Origin of the sequence: Streptomyces tagetis (genome assembly GCF_018069565.1) — a bacterium.
Classification (GTDB): Bacteria; Actinomycetota; Actinomycetes; order Streptomycetales; family Streptomycetaceae; genus Streptomyces; species Streptomyces tagetis.
The window spans coordinates 313,227-334,120 of record NZ_JAGPNL010000005.1; the positions used below are offsets into that span (position 1 = coordinate 313,227).

Genomic DNA, 20,894 nt, shown 5'->3' on the forward strand with positions numbered 1-20,894 from the left:
CACCGGAGCCGGCCCGGCACACGAATGGGTGCGGTCCGGTGAGGGGCGCTCGGCGCCGTTGCCGCGCGCAGGACACTTCAGTGTGACGCCCACATAAACGCCGTGGCCAGCGCCCGGCGCATCACCTGCTCACTATGTGAGACGATCACACCACATATCGATACTGCTGACCGTTTTATCCTAGTTTCCAATTTCCCCGTCAGACCCCGGTTGTGTCGCTCCTCACCTTTGAACGCGATACGGAACCGCCTCGCAACCCGGTCTCCGATCATGACCGAGGACGCATCGGCACCCCGGGAGCCCGTTTCGCACCGGACGGAGGTGCCCTTCCCCGACGGCGGAGCCCCAATCATGCCGACCGACCCCGGGGGTCGCCGCCGGAGCCCGGAGGCGGCGCCCCCCGGGGCCGGCGGCGCGGGGATGCCGAGGTGAGCGGGCGTGGGGCAGACTCGCCCGGGTTGGGCCCGAGAGGGCGTGGTGAGATCCGGGCGGACGCCCGGACGGTGATCCAGGAGGACCGGCCCTGCACATCGTGACCTTCCCGGAGGCGCGGACGCCCCCGGCACTGCGCGGACAGGTCCGCAGGCTCCAGACCGAGGCGTGGCCCGAACCGGAGCCCGCCCCCGGCCCCGTACACGACCCCGCGCTGTCGCCCCTGTCGGTCCTGCTGGTGGACGACGGCCGCGTCCTGGCCGCGCTGGACGTCCTGGCCAAGGAGATCACCCACCGGGGCCACCGCTACGCCGCGGGCGGCCTGAGCACGGTCGTCACGGACCCCGCCGTACGGCACCGGGGCCACGGGCGCCACCTGGTGACCGAGGCCCGGCGGATGATGGCCGAACTCCCCTTCGACCTCGCCCTGTTCACCTGCGACCGCCCCTTGCGCGGCTTCTACGAGAGCGCCGGATGGCAGGTGCTCGCCGGCACGGTGCTGGTCGGGGGGACCCCGGCCGACCCCTTCCCCAGCGACGCTCCGGGTTTCGACAAGGTGACCCTGGCCGGCTTCTTCTCCCCGGCGGCGAGGCGGGCCCAGGCGACGTTCGCGGGCGCCCGCGTCGGGCTTTACCCGGGAGTAATCGACCGCCTCTGGTGAATCCCTCCGACAATGGTCCGGACCAACCTCTTGCCCCGGCTCCTCCCCCGTCGCAAGCTCCCCCTATGGAGCTGGAGTTGCGTCACCTCAAGACGGTCCGGGCCATCGCCGACGCGGGCAGCCTCACCAGGGCGGCGACGGCGCTCGGCCTCGCGCAGCCCGCGCTGAGCGCACAGCTCAAGCGCATCGAACGAGCCCTGGGTGGCGCGCTGTTCGAGCGGGGACGGCACGGCGTCCGGGCCACCGCCCTGGGCGAACTGGTGCTGGAGCGGAGCCGGATCGTGCTCCCCGCGGTCAGCGAACTACAGCGCGAGGCCGCCCGGTTCGCGCGGGCGCCGCGCACCACCGACCGGCTCCGGCTCGGCGGAACCCACGGCCCCCTGCTCGGCGCCCTCGTCGACCGGCTCGCGGACGTGTCCCCGCACGCCCGCATGACGACCTGCACCTCCTGGTCCGAACGCGAGCTGGCCCACCAACTCGGCGAGGGACGCCTCGACTTCGCCCTCACCGGCACCTGCGGATCGGCCGCCCCGCCCGCCGCCGAGCAACTGGTCTGGCAGGAGGTCGCCGTCGACCCGGTCTTCGTCATGCTCTCCGAGGCCCATCCCCTCGCCGGGCGCGGCGAGTTGGCCCTGCCGGAGCTGGCGGAGGAGGAGTGGGCCTGCGTCCCCGGCGACGGCTGCTTCGGCGACTGCTTCACCGCGGCGTGCGCCCGCGCCGGGTTCACCCCGCGCCGCCTGTACGAGGCCGACACCGCCTCGCTCGTCCACCTGGTGCAGGTGGGCCGGGCGATCGGGCTGTGCCGGGCCACCTTCCCCACCACGCCCGGCATCGTCACCCGGCCGCTCACGGACACGCCCCTCACCTGGCGGCACCTGCTCGGCCGGCACGCCGCGACCCAGCCGGAGGACACCGCCGCCACCGTCCTGACGCAGGCCCGCCTCGCCCACGCCGACGTGGCGGCGGGCAGCGACAGCTACACCGAGTGGCTCGCGGAACGGGACGAGTCGGGGCGGGACGAGGAGGGGCGGGACGAGCGGGGGCGGGACGAGGAGGTACGGGAGGGCCGGGTACGGGACGACCGGACCCGGGTACGGCGTGGAGTTCCCCGGCACCCCGCCGCCCCCGAGCCGGTCCCGCCCCTCCCCTGACCTCGGGCAACGCCCCCCAGCCCGGCCGGCTCCCGCCATCCATAACACCGCGCAGAGGGCAGGACGACGGCTTACGACCCCCCAAGGGGCCTCCCTACGGTTTCGGCACCTCCCACCGAGACCGAGGAGATACCCCATGTCCCCCCTGTCCCCCCTATCCCCGATGTTCCAGCGTCACTCCCGAGCGAGAGCCAGAGGCGCGGGCGCGGCCCTCGTCGCGGCGGCAGCCCTGCTCGTGGCCGGACTGGCCGGTTCCGCCAGCGCCCAGGCACCGGTCGACACCCCGCCCTCGGCCGCCGAGACCCTCCGTACCGACGCCGCCCCGCCCGCCCTGCTGAAGGCGATGCAGCGCGACCTCGGCCTCGACGCCGCGCAGGCCCACCGGCGCCTGGCCAACGAGGCCGAGGCCGGTGCCGCCGCCGGCAGGCTCCAGGCGGCCCTGGGCACCGACTACGCCGGAGCCTGGGTACGCGGCGCCGAATCCGGCACCCTCACCGTGGCGACCACCGACGCGCGCGACGTCGCCGCCATCACGGCCCAGGGCGCCGAGGCGAAGGTCGTACGCCACTCGCTGGCCGACCTGGACGCCGCCAAGGCCCGCGTGGACCGCGCGGCGAACGGCCGGGACACCACCGACGCCCCGGTCTGGTACGTCGACGTCCGCGGCAACACGCTGGTCGTGGAGGCCGTACGGACCGCCGCGGTCCAGGACTTGCTGGCGGCGGCCGGGGTGGACGCCTCCCTGGTCCGGGTCGAGCAGCGCACCGAGCGGCCCCGCACCTTCTACGACCTGCGCGGCGGCGAGGCGTACTACATCAACAACAGCGGCCGTTGCTCGATCGGCTTCCCGGTCACCAAGGGCACCCAGCAGGGCTTCGCCACCGCCGGTCACTGCGGGCGGGCGGGGGCCTCCACGAGCGGCGCCAACCGCGTCGCGCAGGGCACCTTCCAGGGCTCGACCTTCCCGGGCCGCGACATGGCCTGGGTGGCGACCAACTCCAGTTGGACCGCGACCCCGTACGTCAACGGCGCCGGCGGGCAGAGCGTCCAGGTCGCCGGGTCCACGCAGGCCCCGGTCGGCTCCTCGGTGTGCCGCTCCGGTTCCACCACGGGCTGGCACTGCGGCACCGTCCAGCAGCTCAACACCAGCGTCTCCTACCAGGAGGGCACCGTCACCGGCGTCACCCGCACCACGGTGTGCGCCGAGCCCGGCGACTCCGGCGGCTCGTACATCTCCGGCAGCCAGGCCCAGGGCGTCACCTCGGGCGGCTCCGGCAACTGCGGCAGCGGCGGCGAGACCTTCTTCCAGCCGATCAACCCCCTGCTCCAGACGTACGGCCTGACCCTGAAGACCTCCGGCAACGGGGGCGGCGGCGAAGAGCCCCCGCCCGCCGGGGGCACCTGGGCGGCCGGCACGGTCTACCAGCCGGGCGACACGGTGACGTACGGCGGCGCCTCGTACCGGTGCCTCCAGGGCCACCAGGCCCAGGCGGGCTGGGAGCCCTCGAACGTCCCGGCCCTGTGGCAGCGGGTCTGACCCGCACCTGACCATTCCGCGGGGGAATGGAGCGGCCCCGGGCCCGCCACCACGGCGCACCCGGGGCCGCGTCTCGCTATGCGCGACGCCGAGAGGTCACCCCTCGCAGGCGTACGCGACAAAGCGCACCCACGCGCCAGGCGCCAGCGCCAGCCGAGGCCCGCCGCGCCTCTTGGAGTCACGCACATGCACGGTGCGGGGGGCTATCGCGATCTCTACGCAGGAGTTGCCATTGGGACCGTCGCTGTAGCTGCTCTTGACCCAGAGCAAGGCAGAGGCGTCCCCGGCTGATACCTCACCGATCATGCTTCCTCCAGAAGCAGCGATGCACGGGGCGAAATCGTCAGCTCCCCGATGCGTGATTCACGAAGTGCGCCCACGCACCGCGCGTCATCGCCAGCCGAGGCCCGCCCACGCTCTTGGAATCGCGGACGTGCACGATGCGGGGACTGACGGCGATCTCAAGGCACGACTCGCCGTTGGTGCCGCCGCTGTAGCTGCTCTTGAACCACGCCAGTTCGGAGGCATCCCCAGAGGAGGCCTTTCGCATCATGTCTCTCCCAGCAGTTGCTCGATGAAGACCAGCGACTCCCGAGGCGGGAGTGCCTGTGCCCGGATGGTTCCGTATTGCAGTTCCAGAATGCGGAGTTGCCTCGGGTCAGAGACGGGCCGTGCGCTGAACAGGCCGTCGGCACGCCCCACAGCCGTACCGTCCGGGAACTTCAACAGCTCGATCCTGCCATCCAAGCCTGGGTGAGCCTCTGTGTTCGTCGGCATGACCTGAAGGGTGACCCTGTTCGATCGCCCTACTCGCAGCAGGCGTTCGAGCTGCTGTTGCCACACCATTGTGCCCCCAACTCGACGGCGCAGCGGTGCCTCTTCCACCACGAAGTGGATGGACGGAGCGGGGTCACGTTCGAACACGGACTGCCGGGCCAGCCGGGCCGCCACCATGCGTTCCACATCGTCTGGCGAGTACGGCGGCTGAGCCGCCCCGATCACCGCGCGGGCGTGCTCCCGCGTCTGTAGCAACCCAGGGACGATGTTGCACTCGTACAAGCCGATCTCAACCGCCTTACTCTCCAGCTTCCCCAGCTCCCGTACCCTCTTCGGATACCGGACCTTCTTCACGTCCTCCCAGGTCGCTGCGATGAGGCCGCCCGCGCTCAGGACCTCGTCGGCCCTGTCCAGGTACTCCTGCCGGGGGATGCGCTTGCCTCCCTCGACCTTGTAGACGAGGTCCTCCCCGTACCCGACCGCCGCACCGAACTCGGCGGCGCGCAGCCCCACCGCCTCGCGCCGGAGCTTCAACTGCCGCCCCACCGTGGCGATGACGGCGACGCCCCACTCGTCGTCCGGGTCCACCTCCCACCCCGGCTCGTCCGCCTCGCCCGCCGCCTCCGTGGGCCGTACCGCCTCGCCGTCCACCGCCATGCCTCACCCCTCTGCCGTCCGCGCCGTACCGCGACGCCCTACCCGTACCAACCGCTCCGACGGACCGGACAGCACCGGACAACCTCCGGACAGTGACCGTACGTACTCATGGAGTCACTTCTCACCGTACGCACACGCCGCCACGCTGAGTGACGTGAACCAGAAATCCGCCGAACTCATGAGCCACGTCCGCCACTTCAGCGTGCAGCTCTCCCCCACGCCACGAGGTGCCCGCCTCGCCCGGCTGCTGGCGACCGAGCAGTTCCGGTCCTGGGGCCTGCCGCTGGACCCGGCGCGGCTCCTCGTCGCCGAGCTGGCCAACAACGCCGCCGCGCACGGACGGGTGCCCGGCCGTGACTTCCGGCTCGTCCTGTACGTCGTAGGCGACACGCTGCGTATCGAGGTCACCGACACGCGGGGCGAGGAGCTTCCCGAGCCTCGAATCCCCGCGCCCGACGCCGAATCCGGCCGTGGCCTGCTGCTCGTGGAGGCGTTGGCGGACCGGTGGGGAGTGACCGAGGACCGCTTCCCGCGCAAGACCGTGTGGGCCGAACTGTGCGTCGCCCCACCGGGACCCACGTTCTGAGGTTCCGGTGCCCTCGGCGCTCTGACCAGGAAAGAACCGGTGGGGAAAGAACCCCAACCAGCCCCACCCCTCCCGCCCGAGGCGCACCCTCACTCGGGCGGGTGAACATCACCGGCTCGGCTGGATTTCCGTACCCCCGGCTCCCCTACGCTCAGCGCACACAACCGCAAAAAGACTTCGGCCCTCGCCGGGACGGCAATCCCAGTGCGAGGGCCTGACCACCAAGGAAGAAGACACCTTCCCGATGGATACCCAAAACCCTAGCGCGCCCCCGCGCTCCCGGTCAGCCGACGACGGCAATCCGACCCGATCGCGTCACCATCGCGGCGTCATCCACGAGAACACCCGCCACACCACCCGCTTCGTGGTGATCGGCAACCACCTGGTCCAGCACCCGGCGCTGTCGCTGCTGGCGATCGGACTCGGCTGCCACATCCAGTCGCTGCCCACCGGTGCCGGCGCCGACATCAAGTCGCTCACCGCCCGCTTCCCGGAGGGCCCGACGCGCATCGCCGCCGCCCTGCGCGAGCTGGAGGCCCACGGCTACCTGCGCCGCGAACGCGTCCGTACGTCCACTGGCCGCATCATCACCCGCACCATCTCCTGCAACCAGCCGGGCCCCCGCCGCGCTCCCGCCGACGCCGCCCGCGCCGACCGCCCGCCCCGCCCGTCCGCGGCACCCCGGCAGCCCCGCCCGTCCACACCCCCGGGCCCCTCCCGCCCACCCCGCCCGACAACCCGCCACCCGAACCCCCCACCCCCGCCCCACCCCCGCCCCACGGCAACCACCACCGGCCCCCACCCCGCCCCCGCACCCCCCAAGCCCCTCCCCGCCGTACCCCTGCCCGCCGTACCGCACCCCGCCGTCCCCGCCCCCGCCCTCCTCCAGCAGGCCGCCGACCTCCTCACCGGTCTGCGCCGCCACGACCCCCGCCTGCTCCTCTCCGCCACCGACACCGCCCACCTGGCCCCCGGCGTCGCCGCCTGGCTGGAGCGCGACGTCACCCCCGGTGCCGTACGCCACGCGCTCGCCTCCGCCCTGCCGGACGAGCCCTTACGCCGCCCCGCCGCCCTCCTCGCCCACCGCCTCACCGCCCAGTTGCCGCCCCCGCCCCCGTTCCGGGCCCCCGCCACACCCCCACCACCCCGCCACACTCTGCGCAACTGCGACCGCTGCGACCGCGCCTTCCGCGCCCCCGACTCCGTACCTCACTGCCTCGAATGCCGTACGAACGGCTCCCCCCGCCTCTAGCGTCCGAACCGACTTCCACACCCACCGCCGACCCAGGACCCACGTGCTGCCTTCCTTCACCACCACCGGCTTCCTCCCGCTGGGCCGGTACTCGGTCTCTCTCGACGAGGCGGAATCCCTGCTGGTCAGCGCACCACAGTTCGCCGACTCCGGCACCCGGCCCACCCTGTGGGACGGGCTCCACAACTACCTCGACCGCTTTCTCACGCTGGAGGACGCCTACCCGGACGCACTCGGCGGCCACCCGCTCCTCCACAGGCTGTGGCTCGGCGGCAGCTTCGTCAGTGCGAAGCTCGACCCCGGCAACATCGACGCCACACTCCTGATCGACATCCGGGCCGAGCGGGCGGTCCGCGGCCGGCCGGGGTCGAAGTGGCTGACCGACGCCTTCAAGAGCCGGGACACCATCAGGCGGAAGTACGGCGTCTCACCCGTCAGAGTCGGCTACCAGCCGGTCGGCCACGTCTTCCAGCCTGAGCGCATGAGCGCCGAGGAACGGACATACTTCATGCACAGAGGGGTCTGGGACGACTGGTGGCAGCGCTGTCGCCTGCCCGGCCAAGAGGACCGCTCCCCGTCCGAGGCCAGTGCCGCCCCGGCACGCGGATACCTGGAGGTGCGACTGTGACGACCGGTGACGGCTGGCGCGAGCGCAGGCGCGCCCTCCGCGGAGACGACCCGGACGCCGCCGCGAACGCGCGTCGGCTGCTGGAGCAGATGGGGACCGAGGACCGGGACGACGACGAGGTGGAGGCCGACCACCGGGCCAGCCGGCTCGCCGCGGTGCGGGAGTACGCGCCCAGCGCCCATCTGGACGAAGAGCTGCGGCTCCGCCTCACCGGGCCCGACACCGAGGGCGGCGCCCTGCGCTTCCAGTGGGGAGACGCCCTCCTCGATCCCGTCGAGAAGGCCGTCTCCGCCGCCGCGGGCACCCCGGTCCAACTGGAGCTCACCAGCCTCTCCATGGGCAGCACCGTGATCCACGCCCGTCCCGTCGCCGTGCCCCAGACGCCGGACGAGCCGGTCCTGACCGGACGCGCCACCTCCGCCACCAGCACCGGTATGCAGACTCTCACCAGGCTGCTGGACGCGCTCGAATCCGAAGGGGACGTGCGCGAGTGGGCACGGCTCTTCGACTCCGTGGACGCCATGGCACGGGCACTCGACAAGTACGCGCTGGAACTGGACGTGACCTGGTACGACGCGAACGGCGGCACACGCAGCGCCCGGCTCGGCCGACGGGGCCGGGAGTACGTGGGACGGCTCCGCGAAACCCGGCCGCGCGACCAGGAGCTCACCATCTCCGGCCGCATCACGGAGTTGCGGGAGAGCGGCTGGGTCAAGGTGAAGACGGGCACGGCCAAGAACGCCCCCGCCTACGACGTCCACTTCGAGGAGCCCGAGGTGCTGCTCCGTATGCGCCCCGGACTGGGGGACAACGTCCACTTCCGGGTCCGGTTCCGACAGCGCCTGGACGCCGTGGGCATCGCGCGGGCCACCGACTACACGTACCTGGGGCCGTCCGCGGAGCAGGCACCACTGCCGCTGGCCCCCTGACCACCAGCCGAGCGCGCCCGACAGCCCGGCTCCCATCGTGGAGACCCCCCGCACACGCCCTGGCCACGTTCCAGGCGTGCGACCTGGACGCCCTGTGTATCGGGGACTACCTGGTCGAGCGGAGCTGAACCACCCGCCAGACTGGAACCATGAGCGCACTGCCCCTCCGGGAGGCGGCCCGAGCCGTCATTCTCGACGCTGACCAGCGCATCCTGCTGCTCCGCTACGACGAGAATGGCGGCTTCTGGGCAACCCCAGGCGGCAGCCTTGAGCCGGGTGAGGACTACCCGACCGCCGCCCTGCGCGAACTGGGCGAGGAACTCGGCGCGAAGGACGTGACCCTGTCCGGCGAGATCGCCGAGCGTCGCCGAGAACATCCAGTCGGCGGGCGCCGCGTGCAACAGATCGAGAAGTATTTCCTCGTCCGCGCATCGTCCGACACCCTCGATGCCGCACGCGCCACACAGACGGACAACATCCGGGCTCGCCGCTGGTGGTCGCTGGACGAGCTCCGCTCAACCACAGAAACGGTCTACCCGCTCGGCCTCGCCGGTGTAGTGGCCGATGTGCTCGTCAAGGGCGTCCCGCGAGAACCTGCCGTTCTTCGCTGACGCCACAAGACAACCACCCGTGCGCTCCCCCACCCCATTCCTCCCGGACGACTACTCTCACCCATGCACTCCCGGGAGGACTCCATGAGCACGCAGGCCGACCACGGACACGAGCTGGTTCCCCGTCCGGAGCAGACGCCGGACGCGCTGCGTGCCGCCCTCGCCGTCGTCGATCCCGGTCGCCTGCCGGAGATGCGGCGGACCAAGGACGAGGCGTTCGCCCAGGCCGTGGAGTGGCAATCCCTCAGCCCCGTACGGAGCTGGGTCCTGGCCTGGTCACGCGACATCGAGATCGCCCGCCGGCCCGGCCTCGCCGCCCGCCACGCCCGCGCCACGAGCGACTTGGAGCACGAGGACGCGGACATCGCCCGTGAGGCCCTGCGCGAGCTGAGCGCCGTCCTGGACGAGGCGATGAAGGCAGTACACGTGTAAGTGGGCCAGGCCCCCTTGTCACACTTACACACAAAAGAACCCGCACGACCAAAGTCGTGCGGGTTCTTCGGGCCTGTCAGATCAGGCGATCCTCAGGTGAGCGAGGCTCACTTGTTGATCTTGGTGACCTGGCCGGCGCCCACCGTGCGGCCACCCTCGCGGATGGCGAACTTCAGGCCCTCTTCCATGGCGACGGGCTGGATGAGCTCCACCTTCATCTCGGTGTTGTCACCCGGCATGACCATCTCGGTGCCCTCGGGGAGGGTCACGACGCCGGTCACGTCCGTCGTACGGAAGTAGAACTGCGGGCGGTAGTTGTTGAAGAACGGGGTGTGACGGCCACCCTCGTCCTTCGACAGGATGTACGCCTGCGCCTCGAACTCGGTGTGCGGGGTGACCGAGCCCGGCTTGATGATGACCTGGCCGCGCTCGACGTCCTCGCGCTTGATGCCGCGGAGCAGCAGACCGACGTTCTCACCGGCCTGGCCCTCGTCGAGCAGCTTGCGGAACATCTCGATGCCGGTGACCGTGGTGGTGGTCTTCTCGGTCTTGATGCCGATGATGTCGACGGTCTCGTTGACCTTGAGGACACCACGCTCGATGCGGCCGGTGACGACCGTACCGCGACCGGTGATGGTGAAGACGTCCTCGATCGGCATCAGGAACGGCTTGTCGACGTCACGCTCGGGAGCGGGGATCGAGTCGTCCACGGCCTTCATCAGCTCGAGGACGGTGTTGCCCCACTCCTTGTCGCCCTCGAGGGCCTTCAGAGCGGAGACCTTGACGACAGGAACCTCGTCGCCGGGGAACTCGTACTCGGAGAGCAGCTCGCGGACCTCGAGCTCGACGAGCTCAAGGATCTCCTCGTCGTCCACCATGTCGGCCTTGTTCAGGGCGACGACGATGTACGGAACGCCGACCTGGCGGGCCAGGAGCACGTGCTCCTTGGTCTGCGGCATCGGGCCGTCGGTGGCGGCGACCACGAGGATGGCGCCGTCCATCTGCGCGGCACCGGTGATCATGTTCTTGATGTAGTCCGCGTGACCGGGGCAGTCGACGTGGGCGTAGTGACGCGACTCCGTCTGGTACTCGACGTGCGAGATCGAGATGGTGATACCGCGCTGGCGCTCTTCGGGCGCCTTGTCGATCATGTCGAAGGCCGAGGCCTCGTTCAGGTCCGGGTACGCGTCGTGCAGCACCTTGGTAATGGCGGCCGTGAGGGTCGTCTTACCGTGGTCGATGTGACCGATGGTGCCGATGTTGACGTGCGGCTTAGTCCGCTCGAACTTCGCCTTCGCCACTGGGGTCCTCCTGTGGAGTGGTTCTGTACGCCTTACTCATCGGCGCCAGGTGATCTTTGCTGGAAATCCCGGGCCGCGGGGCATTTCGCCGGGTTCACGGCGGAATGCCCCATCAGGCTCCGGAGTCAAGCCTAAAGCGTGTGAACGGAGTCCGTTACTCGCCCTTGGCCTTCGCGATGATCTCCTCGGCGACGTTCCGGGGAACCTCGGCGTAGGAGTCGAACTGCATCGAGTAGCTCGCGCGACCCGACGTCTTGCTGCGGAGGTCGCCGACGTAGCCGAACATCTCCGAGAGGGGCACGAGGCCCTTCACGACGCGGGCACCGGCCCGCTCCTCCATGGCCTGGATCTGGCCACGGCGGGAGTTGATGTCACCGATGACCTCGCCCATGTAGTCCTCGGGCGTGGTGACCTCGACGGCCATCATCGGTTCGAGCAGCACGGGGCTGGCCTTGCGCGCGGCCTCCTTGAACGCCTGCGAACCGGCGATCTTGAAGGCCAGCTCGGAGGAGTCCACCTCGTGGTAGGCACCGTCGAGCAGGGTGACGCGGACGCCGGTCATCTCGTAGCCCGCGAGGATGCCGAACTGCATGGCCTCCTGCGCGCCGGCGTCGACCGAAGGAATGTACTCCTTCGGCACACGGCCACCGGTCACCTTGTTGACGAACTCGTACGAGGCGTCGCTGCCCTCGAGCGGCTCGATGGCGATGATGACGCGCGCGAACTGGCCGGTGCCACCCGTCTGCTTCTTGTGGGTGAACTCGACCTTCTCGACCGCCTTGCGAATGGTCTCGCGGTAGGCGACCTGAGGCTTGCCGACGTTGGCCTCGACCTTGAACTCACGGCGCATGCGGTCGACCAGCACCTCAAGGTGCAGCTCGCCCATACCGCCGATGATGGTCTGGCCGGTCTCCTCGTCCGAGTGGACCTGGAAGGACGGGTCCTCCTCGGCCAGGCGCTGGATCGCGACGCCCAGCTTCTCCTGGTCGCCCTTGGACTTGGGCTCGATGGCGACCTGGATGACCGGCGCCGGGAAGTCCATGGACTCCAGGATGACCGGGGCCTTGTCGTCGGAGAGCGTCTCACCGGTGGTGGTCTGCTTCAGGCCCATGACGGCGACGATGTCGCCGGCGCCCACCGCGTCGATCTCCTCACGCTTGTTGGCGTGCATGCGGTAGATCTTGCCGATGCGCTCATTCTTGCCCTTGACGGAGTTCAGCACCTGAGTGCCGGACACCAGGCGTCCGGAGTACACGCGGACGAAGGTGAGCTTGCCGAGGTGCGGGTCGCTCATGATCTTGAACGCCAGCGCGGCAAGCGGCTCGTCCTCGGACGGCTTGCGCGTGATGACCGTCTCCGGGTTCTTCACGTCGTGGGCCTCGATGGCCTCGACGTCCAGCGGAGAGGGCAGGAAGCGCACGACCGCGTCGAGCAGCGGCTGCACACCCTTGTTCTTGAAGGCGGTACCGCAGAACACCGGGGTGATGGTGGTGTTCTCGCTCTTGCCGGAGGCGATGGTGATACGGCGGACGGCCTCGTAGAGCTGCTCCACGGAGGGCTCGGTGCCCTCCAGGTACAGCTCCATCAGCTTGTCGTCGTTCTCCGCCACGGACTCCAGCAGCTTGGCGCGGTACTCCTCCGCCAGCTCGGCCAGGTCCTCGGGGATCTCGACGGTGTCGTACATCTCGCCCTTGGACGCCTCGGCGGACCAGACGTACGCCTTCATCGTCACGAGGTCGACGACGCCGCGGAAGTCGGCCTCGGCACCGATGGGGAGCTGCATGACCAGCGGCTGGGCGCCGAGCCGGTCGGAGATCATGCCGACGCAACGGAGGAAGTCGGCTCCGGTGCGGTCGAGCTTGTTCACGAAGCAGATACGCGGAACGCCGTAGCGGTCCGCCTGACGCCACACCGTCTCGGACTGCGGCTCGACACCGGCGACACCGTCGAACACCGTGACGGCACCGTCGAGGACGCGCAGCGAACGCTCCACCTCGACCGTGAAGTCGACGTGGCCCGGGGTGTCGATGATGTTGATGGTGTGGTCGATGTCCTCAAGCGGCCAGTGACAGGTGGTCGCAGCGGAGGTGATGGTGATACCACGCTCCTGCTCCTGCTCCATCCAGTCCATGGTCGCCGAGCCCTCGTGCGTCTCGCCCAGCTTGTACGAAACGCCCGTGTAGAACAGAATCCGCTCGGTGGTGGTCGTCTTGCCCGCGTCGATGTGGGCCATGATCCCGATGTTGCGGACCTTGGCCAGGTCAAGCGAAGTGGTAGCCATAAGGCTTCAGTCTTCTCTCGGTTTCGAAGGGGTTTCCGACTACCAGCGGTAGTGCGCGAAGGCCTTGTTGGACTCGGCCATCTTGTGCGTGTCCTCGCGCTTCTTCACAGCGGCACCGAGGCCGTTGGAGGCGTCGAGGAGCTCGTTGAGCAGACGCTCGGTCATCGTCTTCTCGCGGCGGGCGCGGGAGTAACCGACGAGCCAGCGCAGCGCCAGGGTGTTGGCACGACCGGGCTTGACCTCGATCGGCACCTGGTACGTGGCGCCACCGACACGGCGGGACTTGACCTCAAGCGTCGGCTTGATGTTCTCGAGAGCGCGCTTCAGCGTGATGACCGGGTCGTTGCCGGTCTTCTCGCGCAGGCCCTCCATGGCGCCGTAGACGATGCGCTCGGCGGTGGAGCGCTTGCCGTTCAGCAGCACCTTGTTGATCAGGGAGGTCACCAGAGGAGAACCGTAGACCGGGTCGATGATGACCGGGCGCTTCGGGGCGGGGCCCTTACGAGGCATTCTTACTTCTCCTTCTTGGCGCCGTAACGGCTGCGGGCCTGCTTGCGGTTCTTGACACCCTGAGTGTCGAGGGAGCCTCGGATGATCTTGTAGCGAACACCCGGCAGGTCCTTCACACGGCCGCCGCGCACGAGCACGATCGAGTGCTCCTGCAGGTTGTGCCCCTCACCCGGAATGTAAGCGGTGACCTCGATGCCGCTGGTCAGACGCACACGCGCGACCTTGCGCAGGGCCGAGTTCGGCTTCTTCGGGGTGGTCGTGAAGACACGCGTGCAGACGCCACGACGCTGGGGCGAACCCTCGAGCGCGGGCGTCTTGTTCTTGTCGACCTTGTCCTGCCGGCCCTTCCGGACCAGCTGCTGGATCGTAGGCACTACTTCTCCGGTTTCTGTGTGCCGATGGGTACAGCTAACCTGGAACGTCACCGACCCACGCGGTCGGGTGTGTCGAATCACGCGGACTCCCGCCGCACGGCGAAAAGAATGCGCAGATCACGGTGGCCGGTCACAGCTCTTCGGTGTGGTGGAAAGGCACACACCAGAGCCAGGGCACACCCCAGGCACAAGGTCTGAGCGTACCTATAGCATTCGCTGCGGTCAAAACAAATGGGCCGCACCCGGAGCGCCGTCCGGCTCCCGCCCGCTTCTCCCCGCTTCTCCCCGTTCCGCCCGTTCCGTCCTGGCACGATGCGGGCCGTCTCAGCCCCGGGGAGCGGGTACGCGGGGCTTGTCCGCCGGTGTTTCCGCCTCCGGCGCCGATGTGTCGTTGCGCACGAAGTAGGTCGGCCGGTTCTGGACCGCCGTGTAGATCCGGCCGACGTACTCACCGAGCAGCCCGACGCAGATCAACTGGACCGCCCCGATGAACACCAGCCCGGTGAAGAGCGAGGTCCACCCCGGCACCGTCCGCCCCAGCGCGAACGCGGTGAGCGTGTAGACGAGCAGCCCCAGGCAGACCACGAAGGCGCCGGCGCCGAGCCAGGTGGCCAGCCGCAGCGGGGCCGCGGAGAAGCCGGTGACGCTGTCCACGGCGAGCCGGATCATCCGGCCCAGCGGGTACTTGGTGCGGCCGGCGGTGCGCGGGGCGCGTTCGTAGGTGACCTGCCCGCTGGGGAAGCCGAGCCAGGGCACCAGGAGCCGGTAGACCCGCTGCTGGTCGGGGAGGGCCTTGAGGGCGTCCACGGCGGCCCGGCTGAGCAGCCGGAAGTCACCGGCCTGGGCGAGGACGGAGGGCCCGGCCAGCCGGCGCATGAGCCGGTAGTAGAGCCCCGCCGTCCAGCGCTTGAAGCCGGTGTCGCTGCTGCGGTCGGCGCGGACGCCGTAGACGATGTCGAGGCCCTCGGCGCGGGCCAGCGCCAGCATCTCGGGGATCTTCTCCGGCGGGTCCTGGAGGTCGGCGTCCAGGCTGACCACGTAGGCGCCCGCCGAGCGGTCCAGGCCGGCGGTGAGGGCGGCCTGATGACCGGAATTGCGCCGCAGCGAGATGATCCGCAGCTCGGGCCAGCCCAGCCGGAAGGCGGCGAGCAGCTCGGCGGTACGGTCGCCGCTGCCGTCGTCGACCGCGATGACCTCGTGGGCGACACCGAGGCCGTCGAGGACCGGCCGCACCCGGCTGACCAGCGCGGGCAGGGCCTCCTCCTCGTTGTACATGGGGATCACGACCGACAGCGCGACCGGCTCGTCCCGTTCCTCGGGCACCGCCCCTCCCCTCCCCCGACGCAGAGCACAGGTGTGCGACTCTTGTGCGATCTTATGGCAGCAAGGGAGGCCCGAGGTCGGGCCAGGGGGGATGACGGCCATGGAAACGGCTGCCGGCGACACGGTGACCGGCGCGTCGGGAGGCGCGCACGACGAGGACACCGGCGCGCACGCCGGATCGGCCGGGGGCCGGCGCACGCCGTGGCCCGCATGGCTCCCCGCCCGGCTCCGGGGCATGTCCCTGCCCCCCGCCGCCCGCCCCTTCCTCGCGCCGCTCGCCCTCTACGGCGTCCTCAAGCTCGTCGGCCTCGCGGTCTTCGCCGCCCTGCTGGAGTACGCCGGGGACTACCACGACAAGAACCCGCGCTTCGGCGGCGGCGCCCACTGGTGGGACGTCCTCGGCACCTGGGACGGCTGGTGGTACCTCCGGGTCGCCGAGCACGGCTACCAGCCCGCGCTGGTCCGGCTGGAGACGGAGGGCCTGTTCACCGTCCGGCAGAACTCGGTCGCCTTCTTCCCGCTTTACCCGTCGCTGATCCGCATGGTCTCGGAGGCGACCGGCCTCGGCCTGTACGGCTCCGGCATCCTCGTCTCCGTCCTGTGCTCCTTCGTCGCCGCCGCCGGCGTCTACAGCGTGGTCAAGCTGGTCGCCGGCGTCCGCGCGGGCACCATCGCCGCGGGGCTGTGGGCGGTGGCGCCGGGCGCGGGCGTCGAGTGGGCCGTCTACTCCGAGTCCCTCTTCGTCGCCATCGCGGCCTGGGCCTGCTACGCCGTGATGACCCGCCGCTGGGTGGCGGCCGGACTCCTCGCCTTCCTCGCCGGGCTCAACCGGCCCACCTCCGCCGTCCTCATCGGCGCCGTGGGCCTGGCCGCCCTGGTCACCCTCGCCCGCCCGGCGAGCAGACGGGAACACGGGGTGCGGGGGCCGGTCTACGCCATGCTCGTCGCCCCGCTGGGGCTGCTCTCGTACATCGCCTGGGTCGGCTGGTCCACGGGCGAGGCGACGGCGTACTTCACGCTCCAGCGCGAGGGCTGGGCGCACTTCTTCGACTACGGCGCCTACACCCTGGACGTGCTGCGGAACCTGGCCGTCGGCCGGCACGACTACGTCTTCGCCTTCGCCGTCCCCGACCTGCTCTCCCTGCAACTGGTGCTGGCGCTGCCCTTCCTCGTCGCCCTGATGCTGCGCAAACGGCCCCCGCTGGTGCTGGTCGCGTACACCCTGGCCACGATCGTCACCGTGCTCGGCACCCAGCAGATGTTCGGCAACACCATGCGCTACCTGCTGCCGGCCTTCCCCCTGCTGATCGCCCCCGCCGCGGCCCTCGGCCGCCTCCGGCTGCCCGGCCTCACGGTCTTCTTCACCACCGCGGCCCTCGCCTCCGGCTGGTACGCCCACTACGTCCTCTTCGAACTGGGCGTGCCCTGACCGCTCCCCCCGCGCACGCCGAAGGGCGGCCACCCCGTGAGGGGTGACCGCCCTTCGGTCATGCTGCTCGCTTACTGGTTGTACGGACCGTAGTCGTAGTCCTCCAGCGGGACGGCCTGGCCGGAGCCGGTGCCGAACGGCGAGTAGTCGATGTCGTCGTAGCCGACGGCCGAGTACATCGCGGCCTTGGCCTCCTCGGTCGGCTCGACCCGGATGTTGCGGTAGCGGGACAGACCCGTACCGGCCGGGATGAGCTTACCGATGATGACGTTCTCCTTGAGGCCGATCAGGGAGTCGGACTTGGCGTTGATCGCCGCGTCCGTCAGGACCCTGGTCGTCTCCTGGAAGGAGGCCGCCGACAGCCACGACTCGGTCGCCAGCGACGCCTTGGTGATACCCATGAGCTGCGGACGGCCGGAGGCCGGGTGACCGCCCTCCTGGACCACGCGCCGGTTCTCGGTCTCGAACTTCGACCGCTCGACCAGCTCGCCGGGGAGCAGCTCGGCATCGCCCGACTCGATGATCGTCACCCGGCGCAGCATCTGCCGGATGATGATCTCGATGTGCTTGTCGTGGATCGACACGCCCTGCGAGTTGTAGACCTTCTGGACCTCGCCGACCAGGTGGACCTGGACGGCACGCTGACCCAGGATGCGCAGCACGTCGTGCGGGTTGGTGGCACCCACGGTGAGCTTCTGGCCCACCTCGACGTGATCGCCCTCGCCGACCAGCAGACGGGCACGCTTCGAGATCGGGAACGCCGTCTCGTCGCTGCCGTCGTCCGGGGTGACGACGATCTTCTTGGTCTTCTCGGTCTCCTCGATCCGCACGCGGCCGGAGGCCTCGGAGATCGGGGCGACACCCTTCGGCGTACGGGCCTCGAAGAGCTCGACGACACGGGGCAGACCCTGGGTGATGTCGTCACCGGCCACACCACCGGTGTGGAAGGTACGCATCGTGAGCTGGGTGCCGGGCTCACCGATGGACTGGGCGGCGATGATGCCGACCGCCTCACCGATGTCGACCAGCTTGCCCGTGGCCAGCGAACGGCCGTAGCACATGGCACAGGTGCCGACGGCGGACTCGCAGGTCAGGATCGAACGCGTCTTGACCTCCTGGACACCGTGGTGCACCAACTGGTCGATGAGCACGTCACCGAGGTCGACGTTGGCCGGCGCGATCACCTTGCCGTCGATGACGACGTCCTCGGCGAGCATCCGGGCGTAGACGCTGGTCTCCACGTCCTCGGCCTTGCGCAGCGTGCCGTCCGCGTCCCGCTCGGCGATCCGCAGCTTCAGACCGCGCTCGGTACCGCAGTCCTCCTCGCGGATGATGACGTCCTGGGAGACGTCGACCAGACGACGGGTGAGGTAACCCGAGTCGGCGGTCCGCAGCGCGGTGTCCGCCAGACCCTTGCGGGCACCGTGCGTGGCGATGAAGTACTCCAGCACGGACAGGCCCTCGCGGAACGACGCCTTGATCGGCCGCGGGATCGTCTCGTTCTTCGCGTTCGACACCAGACCACGCATACCGGCGATCTGACGCATCTGCATCATGTTGCCGCGCGCACCCGAGTTCACCATCATGAAGATCGGGTTGGTCTTCGGGAAGTTGTCGTTCATCGCCTCGGCGACCTCGTTGGTCGCCTTGGTCCAGATCGCGATGAGCTCCTGCGTGCGCTCGTCCTTGGTGATCAGACCGCGCTCGTACTGCTTCTGGACCTTCTCGTCCTGGGCCTCGTAGCCCTGGACGATCGCCCGCTTCGCCTCCGGGACGATGACGTCCGAGATGGCGACGGTCACGCCGGAGCGGGTGGCCCAGTAGAAGCCGGACGCCTTCAGGTTGTCGAGCGTCGCCGCCACGATGACCTTCGGGTAGCGCTCGGCGAGGTCGTTGACGATCTCCGAGAGCTGGCGCTTGCCGACCTCGTAGTCGACGAACGGGTAGTCCTCGGGCAGCAGCTCGTTGAAGAGCGCGCGGCCCAGCGTGGTCTCCAGGGTGAAGGTGTCACCCTGCTGCCACTCGGGCTCGCCCTCCTCGCGGGCCGGGGGCTCCCAGCCGCGCGGCGGGATGGTGCCCACCGGGAAGCGGACCACGATCTTCGACTGGAGCGACAGCTCGCCCGCGTCGAAGGCCATGATCGCCTCGGCGACGGAGGCGAAGGAACGGCCCTCGCCCTTGACGTCGCGGCCCTCGCCGTCGGTGGTGAGGAAGAACAGGCCCAGCACCATGTCCTGGGTCGGCATCGTCACCGGACGGCCGTCGGCCGGCTTGAGGATGTTGTTCGAGGACAGCATCAGGATGCGGGCCTCGGCCTGCGCCTCCGCGGACAGCGGCAGGTGCACGGCCATCTGGTCACCGTCGAAGTCCGCGTTGAACGCGGTGCAGACGAGCGGGTGGATCTGGATGGCCTTGCCCTCGACGAGCTGCGGCTCGAATGCCTGGATGCCGAGGCGGTGCAGGGTGGGCGCCCGGTTCAGCAGGACCGGGTGCTCCGCGATGACCTCTTCCAGCACGTCGTAGACGACCGTACGGCCGCGCTCGACCATGCGCTTGGCGCTCTTGATGTTCTGCGCGTGGTTCAGGTCGACCAGGCGCTTCATCACGAACGGCTTGAAGAGCTCCAGCGCCATCGCCTTCGGCAGACCGCACTGGTGCAGCTTGAGCTGCGGACCGACGACGATCACGGAACGCGCGGAGTAGTCCACGCGCTTGCCGAGCAGGTTCTGGCGGAAGCGGCCCTGCTTGCCCTTGAGCATGTCGGAGAGCGACTTCAGCGGACGGTTGCCGGGGCCCGTGACCGGGCGACCGCGGCGGCCGTTGTCGAAGAGCGCGTCGACGGCCTCCTGGAGCATGCGCTTCTCGTTGTTCACGATGATCTCGGGGGCACCGAGGTCGAGAAGGCGCTTCAGGCGGTTGTTGCGGTTGATCACCCGGCGGTACAGGTCGTTCAGGTCGGAGGTCGCGAAGCGGCCACCGTCGAGCTGCACCATCGGACGCAGGTCCGGCGGGATGACCGGGACGCAGTCCAGGACCATGCCCTTGGGGCTGTTGGAGGTCTGCAGGAACGCCGAGACCACCTTGAGCCGCTTCAGGGCACGGGTCTTCTTCTGGCCCTTGCCGGTACGGATGATCTCGCGGAGGCGCTCGGCCTCCTCGTCCAGGTCGAAGGACTCCAGGCGCTTCTGCAACGCCGCGGCGCCCATCGAGCCGTCGAAGTAGGTGCCGAAGCGGTCGCGCAGCTCGCGGTAGAGCAGCTCGTCGCCCTCCAGGTCCTGGACCTTGAGGTTCTTGAACCGGTTCCACACCTCGTCGAGGCGGTCGATCTCGCGCTGCGCGCGGTCGCGGAGCTGCTTCATCTCGCGCTCGGCGCCCTCGCGCACCTTGCGGCGCACGTCCGCCTTGGCGCCCTCGGCCTCCAGCTCGGCCAGGTCGGTCTCGAGCTTCTTGGCGCGGGCCTCCAGGTCGGCGTCGCGGCGCTGCTCGATCTGCTGGCGCTCGACGGAGACGTGGGCCTCCAGCGAGGGCAGGTCGCGGGTGCGGCGCTCCTCGTCGACGTACGTGATCATGTACGCCGCGAAGTAGATGACCTTCTCCAGGTCCTTCGGGGCGAGGTCGAGCAGGTAGCCGAGGCGCGACGGGACGCCCTTGAAGTACCAGATGTGGGTGACGGGGGCGGCCAGTTCGATGTGGCCCATCCGCTCACGGCGCACCTTGGCGCGCGTGACCTCGACGCCACAGCGCTCGCAGATGATGCCCTTGAAGCGGACACGCTTGTACTTGCCGCAGTAGCACTCCCAGTCCCGGGTCGGACCGAAGATCTTCTCGCAGAAGAGCCCGTCCTTCTCCGGCTTGAGGGTGCGGTAGTTGATGGTCTCGGGCTTCTTGACCTCGCCGTGGCTCCACTGACGGATGTCGTCAGCGGTGGCCAGACCGATCCGGAGCTCGTCGAAGAAGTTGACGTCGAGCACTATGCGTCAATCCCTCTCAGGGTTGTGAGTCATGGGGTCTGAAACGGGGGTC

The 20,894-nt window shown here is 69.8% G+C and carries 19 protein-coding genes; 10 read left to right on the forward strand and 9 right to left on the reverse strand.

What is annotated here, in order from left to right; translation table 11 throughout:
- Window positions 1-532 precede the first annotated feature (532 nt).
- From J5Y05_RS19750 to J5Y05_RS19760, 3 genes are all read left to right on the forward strand, one after another.
- Entirely contained in the window at window positions 533-1,093 is a 561-nt protein-coding gene (locus J5Y05_RS19750; RefSeq protein ID WP_307853994.1) for a GNAT family N-acetyltransferase, read from the forward strand.
- Between the two features lie 65 nt (window positions 1,094-1,158).
- Entirely contained in the window at window positions 1,159-2,244 is a 1,086-nt protein-coding gene (locus J5Y05_RS19755) for a LysR family transcriptional regulator (RefSeq protein WP_210874355.1), read from the forward strand.
- Between the two features lie 163 nt (window positions 2,245-2,407).
- On the forward strand, window positions 2,408-3,781 hold the full coding sequence (locus J5Y05_RS19760; protein ID WP_210874555.1) for a carbohydrate-binding protein: 1,374 nt from the start codon (window positions 2,408-2,410) through the stop codon (window positions 3,779-3,781).
- Between the two features lie 96 nt (window positions 3,782-3,877).
- Here J5Y05_RS19760 and J5Y05_RS19765 read toward each other — a convergent pair whose 3' ends face one another.
- The 3 genes from J5Y05_RS19765 to J5Y05_RS19775 are packed head-to-tail and all read right to left on the reverse strand — an operon-like array spanning window position 3,878 to window position 5,215.
- A complete protein-coding gene (locus J5Y05_RS19765; protein ID WP_210874356.1) occupies window positions 3,878-4,087 on the reverse strand; it encodes a DUF397 domain-containing protein in 210 nt (69 codons plus the stop codon).
- Window positions 4,088-4,124: 37 nt separating this feature from the next.
- Window positions 4,125-4,334, reverse strand: coding sequence for a DUF397 domain-containing protein (locus tag J5Y05_RS19770; RefSeq protein WP_210874357.1), 210 nt, complete (start codon window positions 4,332-4,334; stop codon window positions 4,125-4,127).
- A complete protein-coding gene (locus J5Y05_RS19775; RefSeq protein WP_210874358.1) occupies window positions 4,331-5,215 on the reverse strand; it encodes a helix-turn-helix domain-containing protein in 885 nt (294 codons plus the stop codon). Before J5Y05_RS19775 ends, J5Y05_RS19770 begins: the two co-directional genes overlap by 4 nt.
- A 154-nt stretch (window positions 5,216-5,369) precedes the next feature.
- Between J5Y05_RS19775 and J5Y05_RS19780 the strand changes: the two genes are divergently transcribed.
- The 6 genes from J5Y05_RS19780 to J5Y05_RS19805 all read left to right on the forward strand — a co-directional run bounded on the left by J5Y05_RS19780 (window position 5,370) and on the right by J5Y05_RS19805 (window position 9,653).
- On the forward strand, window positions 5,370-5,801 hold the full coding sequence (locus J5Y05_RS19780; protein ID WP_210874359.1) for an ATP-binding protein: 432 nt from the start codon (window positions 5,370-5,372) through the stop codon (window positions 5,799-5,801).
- 244 nt (window positions 5,802-6,045) lie between these two features.
- Window positions 6,046-7,053 carry a helix-turn-helix domain-containing protein gene (locus J5Y05_RS19785; RefSeq protein ID WP_210874360.1) on the forward strand — a complete coding sequence of 336 codons (1,008 nt, stop codon included), beginning with the start codon at window positions 6,046-6,048 and terminating at the stop codon, window positions 7,051-7,053.
- 43 nt (window positions 7,054-7,096) lie between these two features.
- Window positions 7,097-7,681 (forward strand): DUF6932 family protein, encoded by a 585-nt coding sequence (locus J5Y05_RS19790; RefSeq protein ID WP_210874361.1) that lies wholly within the window; start codon window positions 7,097-7,099, stop codon window positions 7,679-7,681.
- On the forward strand, window positions 7,678-8,610 hold the full coding sequence (locus J5Y05_RS19795; RefSeq protein ID WP_210874362.1) for a hypothetical protein: 933 nt from the start codon (window positions 7,678-7,680) through the stop codon (window positions 8,608-8,610). Before J5Y05_RS19790 ends, J5Y05_RS19795 begins: the two co-directional genes overlap by 4 nt.
- Window positions 8,611-8,759: 149 nt before the next feature.
- Complete coding sequence (locus J5Y05_RS19800; RefSeq protein ID WP_210874363.1) at window positions 8,760-9,221, forward strand: NUDIX hydrolase; 462 nt, start codon at window positions 8,760-8,762, stop codon at window positions 9,219-9,221.
- A gap of 84 nt (window positions 9,222-9,305) precedes the next feature.
- Entirely contained in the window at window positions 9,306-9,653 is a 348-nt protein-coding gene (locus tag J5Y05_RS19805) for a hypothetical protein (RefSeq protein WP_210874364.1), read from the forward strand.
- Between the two features lie 107 nt (window positions 9,654-9,760).
- Here the strand turns inward: J5Y05_RS19805 and tuf are convergent, their stop codons facing one another.
- From tuf to J5Y05_RS19830, 5 genes are all read right to left on the reverse strand, one after another.
- Entirely contained in the window at window positions 9,761-10,954 is a 1,194-nt protein-coding gene (tuf, locus tag J5Y05_RS19810) for an elongation factor Tu (protein ID WP_210874365.1), read from the reverse strand.
- 154 nt (window positions 10,955-11,108) lie between these two features.
- Complete coding sequence (gene fusA / locus J5Y05_RS19815; protein WP_210874366.1) at window positions 11,109-13,235, reverse strand: elongation factor G; 2,127 nt, start codon at window positions 13,233-13,235, stop codon at window positions 11,109-11,111.
- A gap of 39 nt (window positions 13,236-13,274) precedes the next feature.
- Window positions 13,275-13,745: a 30S ribosomal protein S7 gene (rpsG, locus tag J5Y05_RS19820; protein WP_003974303.1), complete on the reverse strand. Its 471-nt coding sequence runs from the start codon at window positions 13,743-13,745 to the stop codon at window positions 13,275-13,277.
- Window positions 13,746-13,747: 2 nt separating this feature from the next.
- Window positions 13,748-14,119 carry a 30S ribosomal protein S12 gene (gene rpsL, locus J5Y05_RS19825; protein WP_030422047.1) on the reverse strand — a complete coding sequence of 124 codons (372 nt, stop codon included), beginning with the start codon at window positions 14,117-14,119 and terminating at the stop codon, window positions 13,748-13,750.
- 324 nt (window positions 14,120-14,443) lie between these two features.
- Entirely contained in the window at window positions 14,444-15,442 is a 999-nt protein-coding gene (locus J5Y05_RS19830; protein ID WP_307853995.1) for a glycosyltransferase family 2 protein, read from the reverse strand.
- 100 nt (window positions 15,443-15,542) lie between these two features.
- On the opposite strand from J5Y05_RS19830, the gene J5Y05_RS19835 reads away from it, so the two are divergent.
- The gene (locus J5Y05_RS19835; protein WP_210874367.1) at window positions 15,543-16,871 is read left to right on the forward strand and encodes a putative hexosyltransferase; all 1,329 of its coding nucleotides are present in this window, start codon (window positions 15,543-15,545) and stop codon (window positions 16,869-16,871) included.
- Between the two features lie 71 nt (window positions 16,872-16,942).
- Here J5Y05_RS19835 and J5Y05_RS19840 read toward each other — a convergent pair whose 3' ends face one another.
- Complete coding sequence (locus tag J5Y05_RS19840) at window positions 16,943-20,842, reverse strand: DNA-directed RNA polymerase subunit beta' (RefSeq protein WP_210874368.1); 3,900 nt, start codon at window positions 20,840-20,842, stop codon at window positions 16,943-16,945.
- Window positions 20,843-20,894 lie beyond the last annotated feature (52 nt).

Bases quoted from the DNA above. Each gene is read 5' to 3' on its own strand.
- J5Y05_RS19760 (WP_210874555.1), top strand. From the start codon at position 2,408: ATGTTCCAGCGTCACTCCCGAGCGAGAGCCAGAGGCGCGGGCGCGGCC.
- rpsG (WP_003974303.1), bottom strand. From the start codon at position 13,745: ATGCCTCGTAAGGGCCCCGCCCCGAAGCGCCCGGTCATCATCGACCCG.
- J5Y05_RS19755 (WP_210874355.1), top strand. From the start codon at position 1,159: ATGGAGCTGGAGTTGCGTCACCTCAAGACGGTCCGGGCCATCGCCGAC.
- J5Y05_RS19770 (WP_210874357.1), bottom strand. From the start codon at position 4,334: ATGATGCGAAAGGCCTCCTCTGGGGATGCCTCCGAACTGGCGTGGTTC.
- J5Y05_RS19775 (WP_210874358.1), bottom strand. From the start codon at position 5,215: ATGGCGGTGGACGGCGAGGCGGTACGGCCCACGGAGGCGGCGGGCGAG.
- J5Y05_RS19805 (WP_210874364.1), top strand. From the start codon at position 9,306: ATGAGCACGCAGGCCGACCACGGACACGAGCTGGTTCCCCGTCCGGAG.
- J5Y05_RS19800 (WP_210874363.1), top strand. From the start codon at position 8,760: ATGAGCGCACTGCCCCTCCGGGAGGCGGCCCGAGCCGTCATTCTCGAC.
- J5Y05_RS19765 (WP_210874356.1), bottom strand. From the start codon at position 4,087: ATGATCGGTGAGGTATCAGCCGGGGACGCCTCTGCCTTGCTCTGGGTC.
- J5Y05_RS19835 (WP_210874367.1), top strand. From the start codon at position 15,543: ATGGAAACGGCTGCCGGCGACACGGTGACCGGCGCGTCGGGAGGCGCG.
- fusA (WP_210874366.1), bottom strand. From the start codon at position 13,235: ATGGCTACCACTTCGCTTGACCTGGCCAAGGTCCGCAACATCGGGATC.
- J5Y05_RS19785 (WP_210874360.1), top strand. From the start codon at position 6,046: ATGGATACCCAAAACCCTAGCGCGCCCCCGCGCTCCCGGTCAGCCGAC.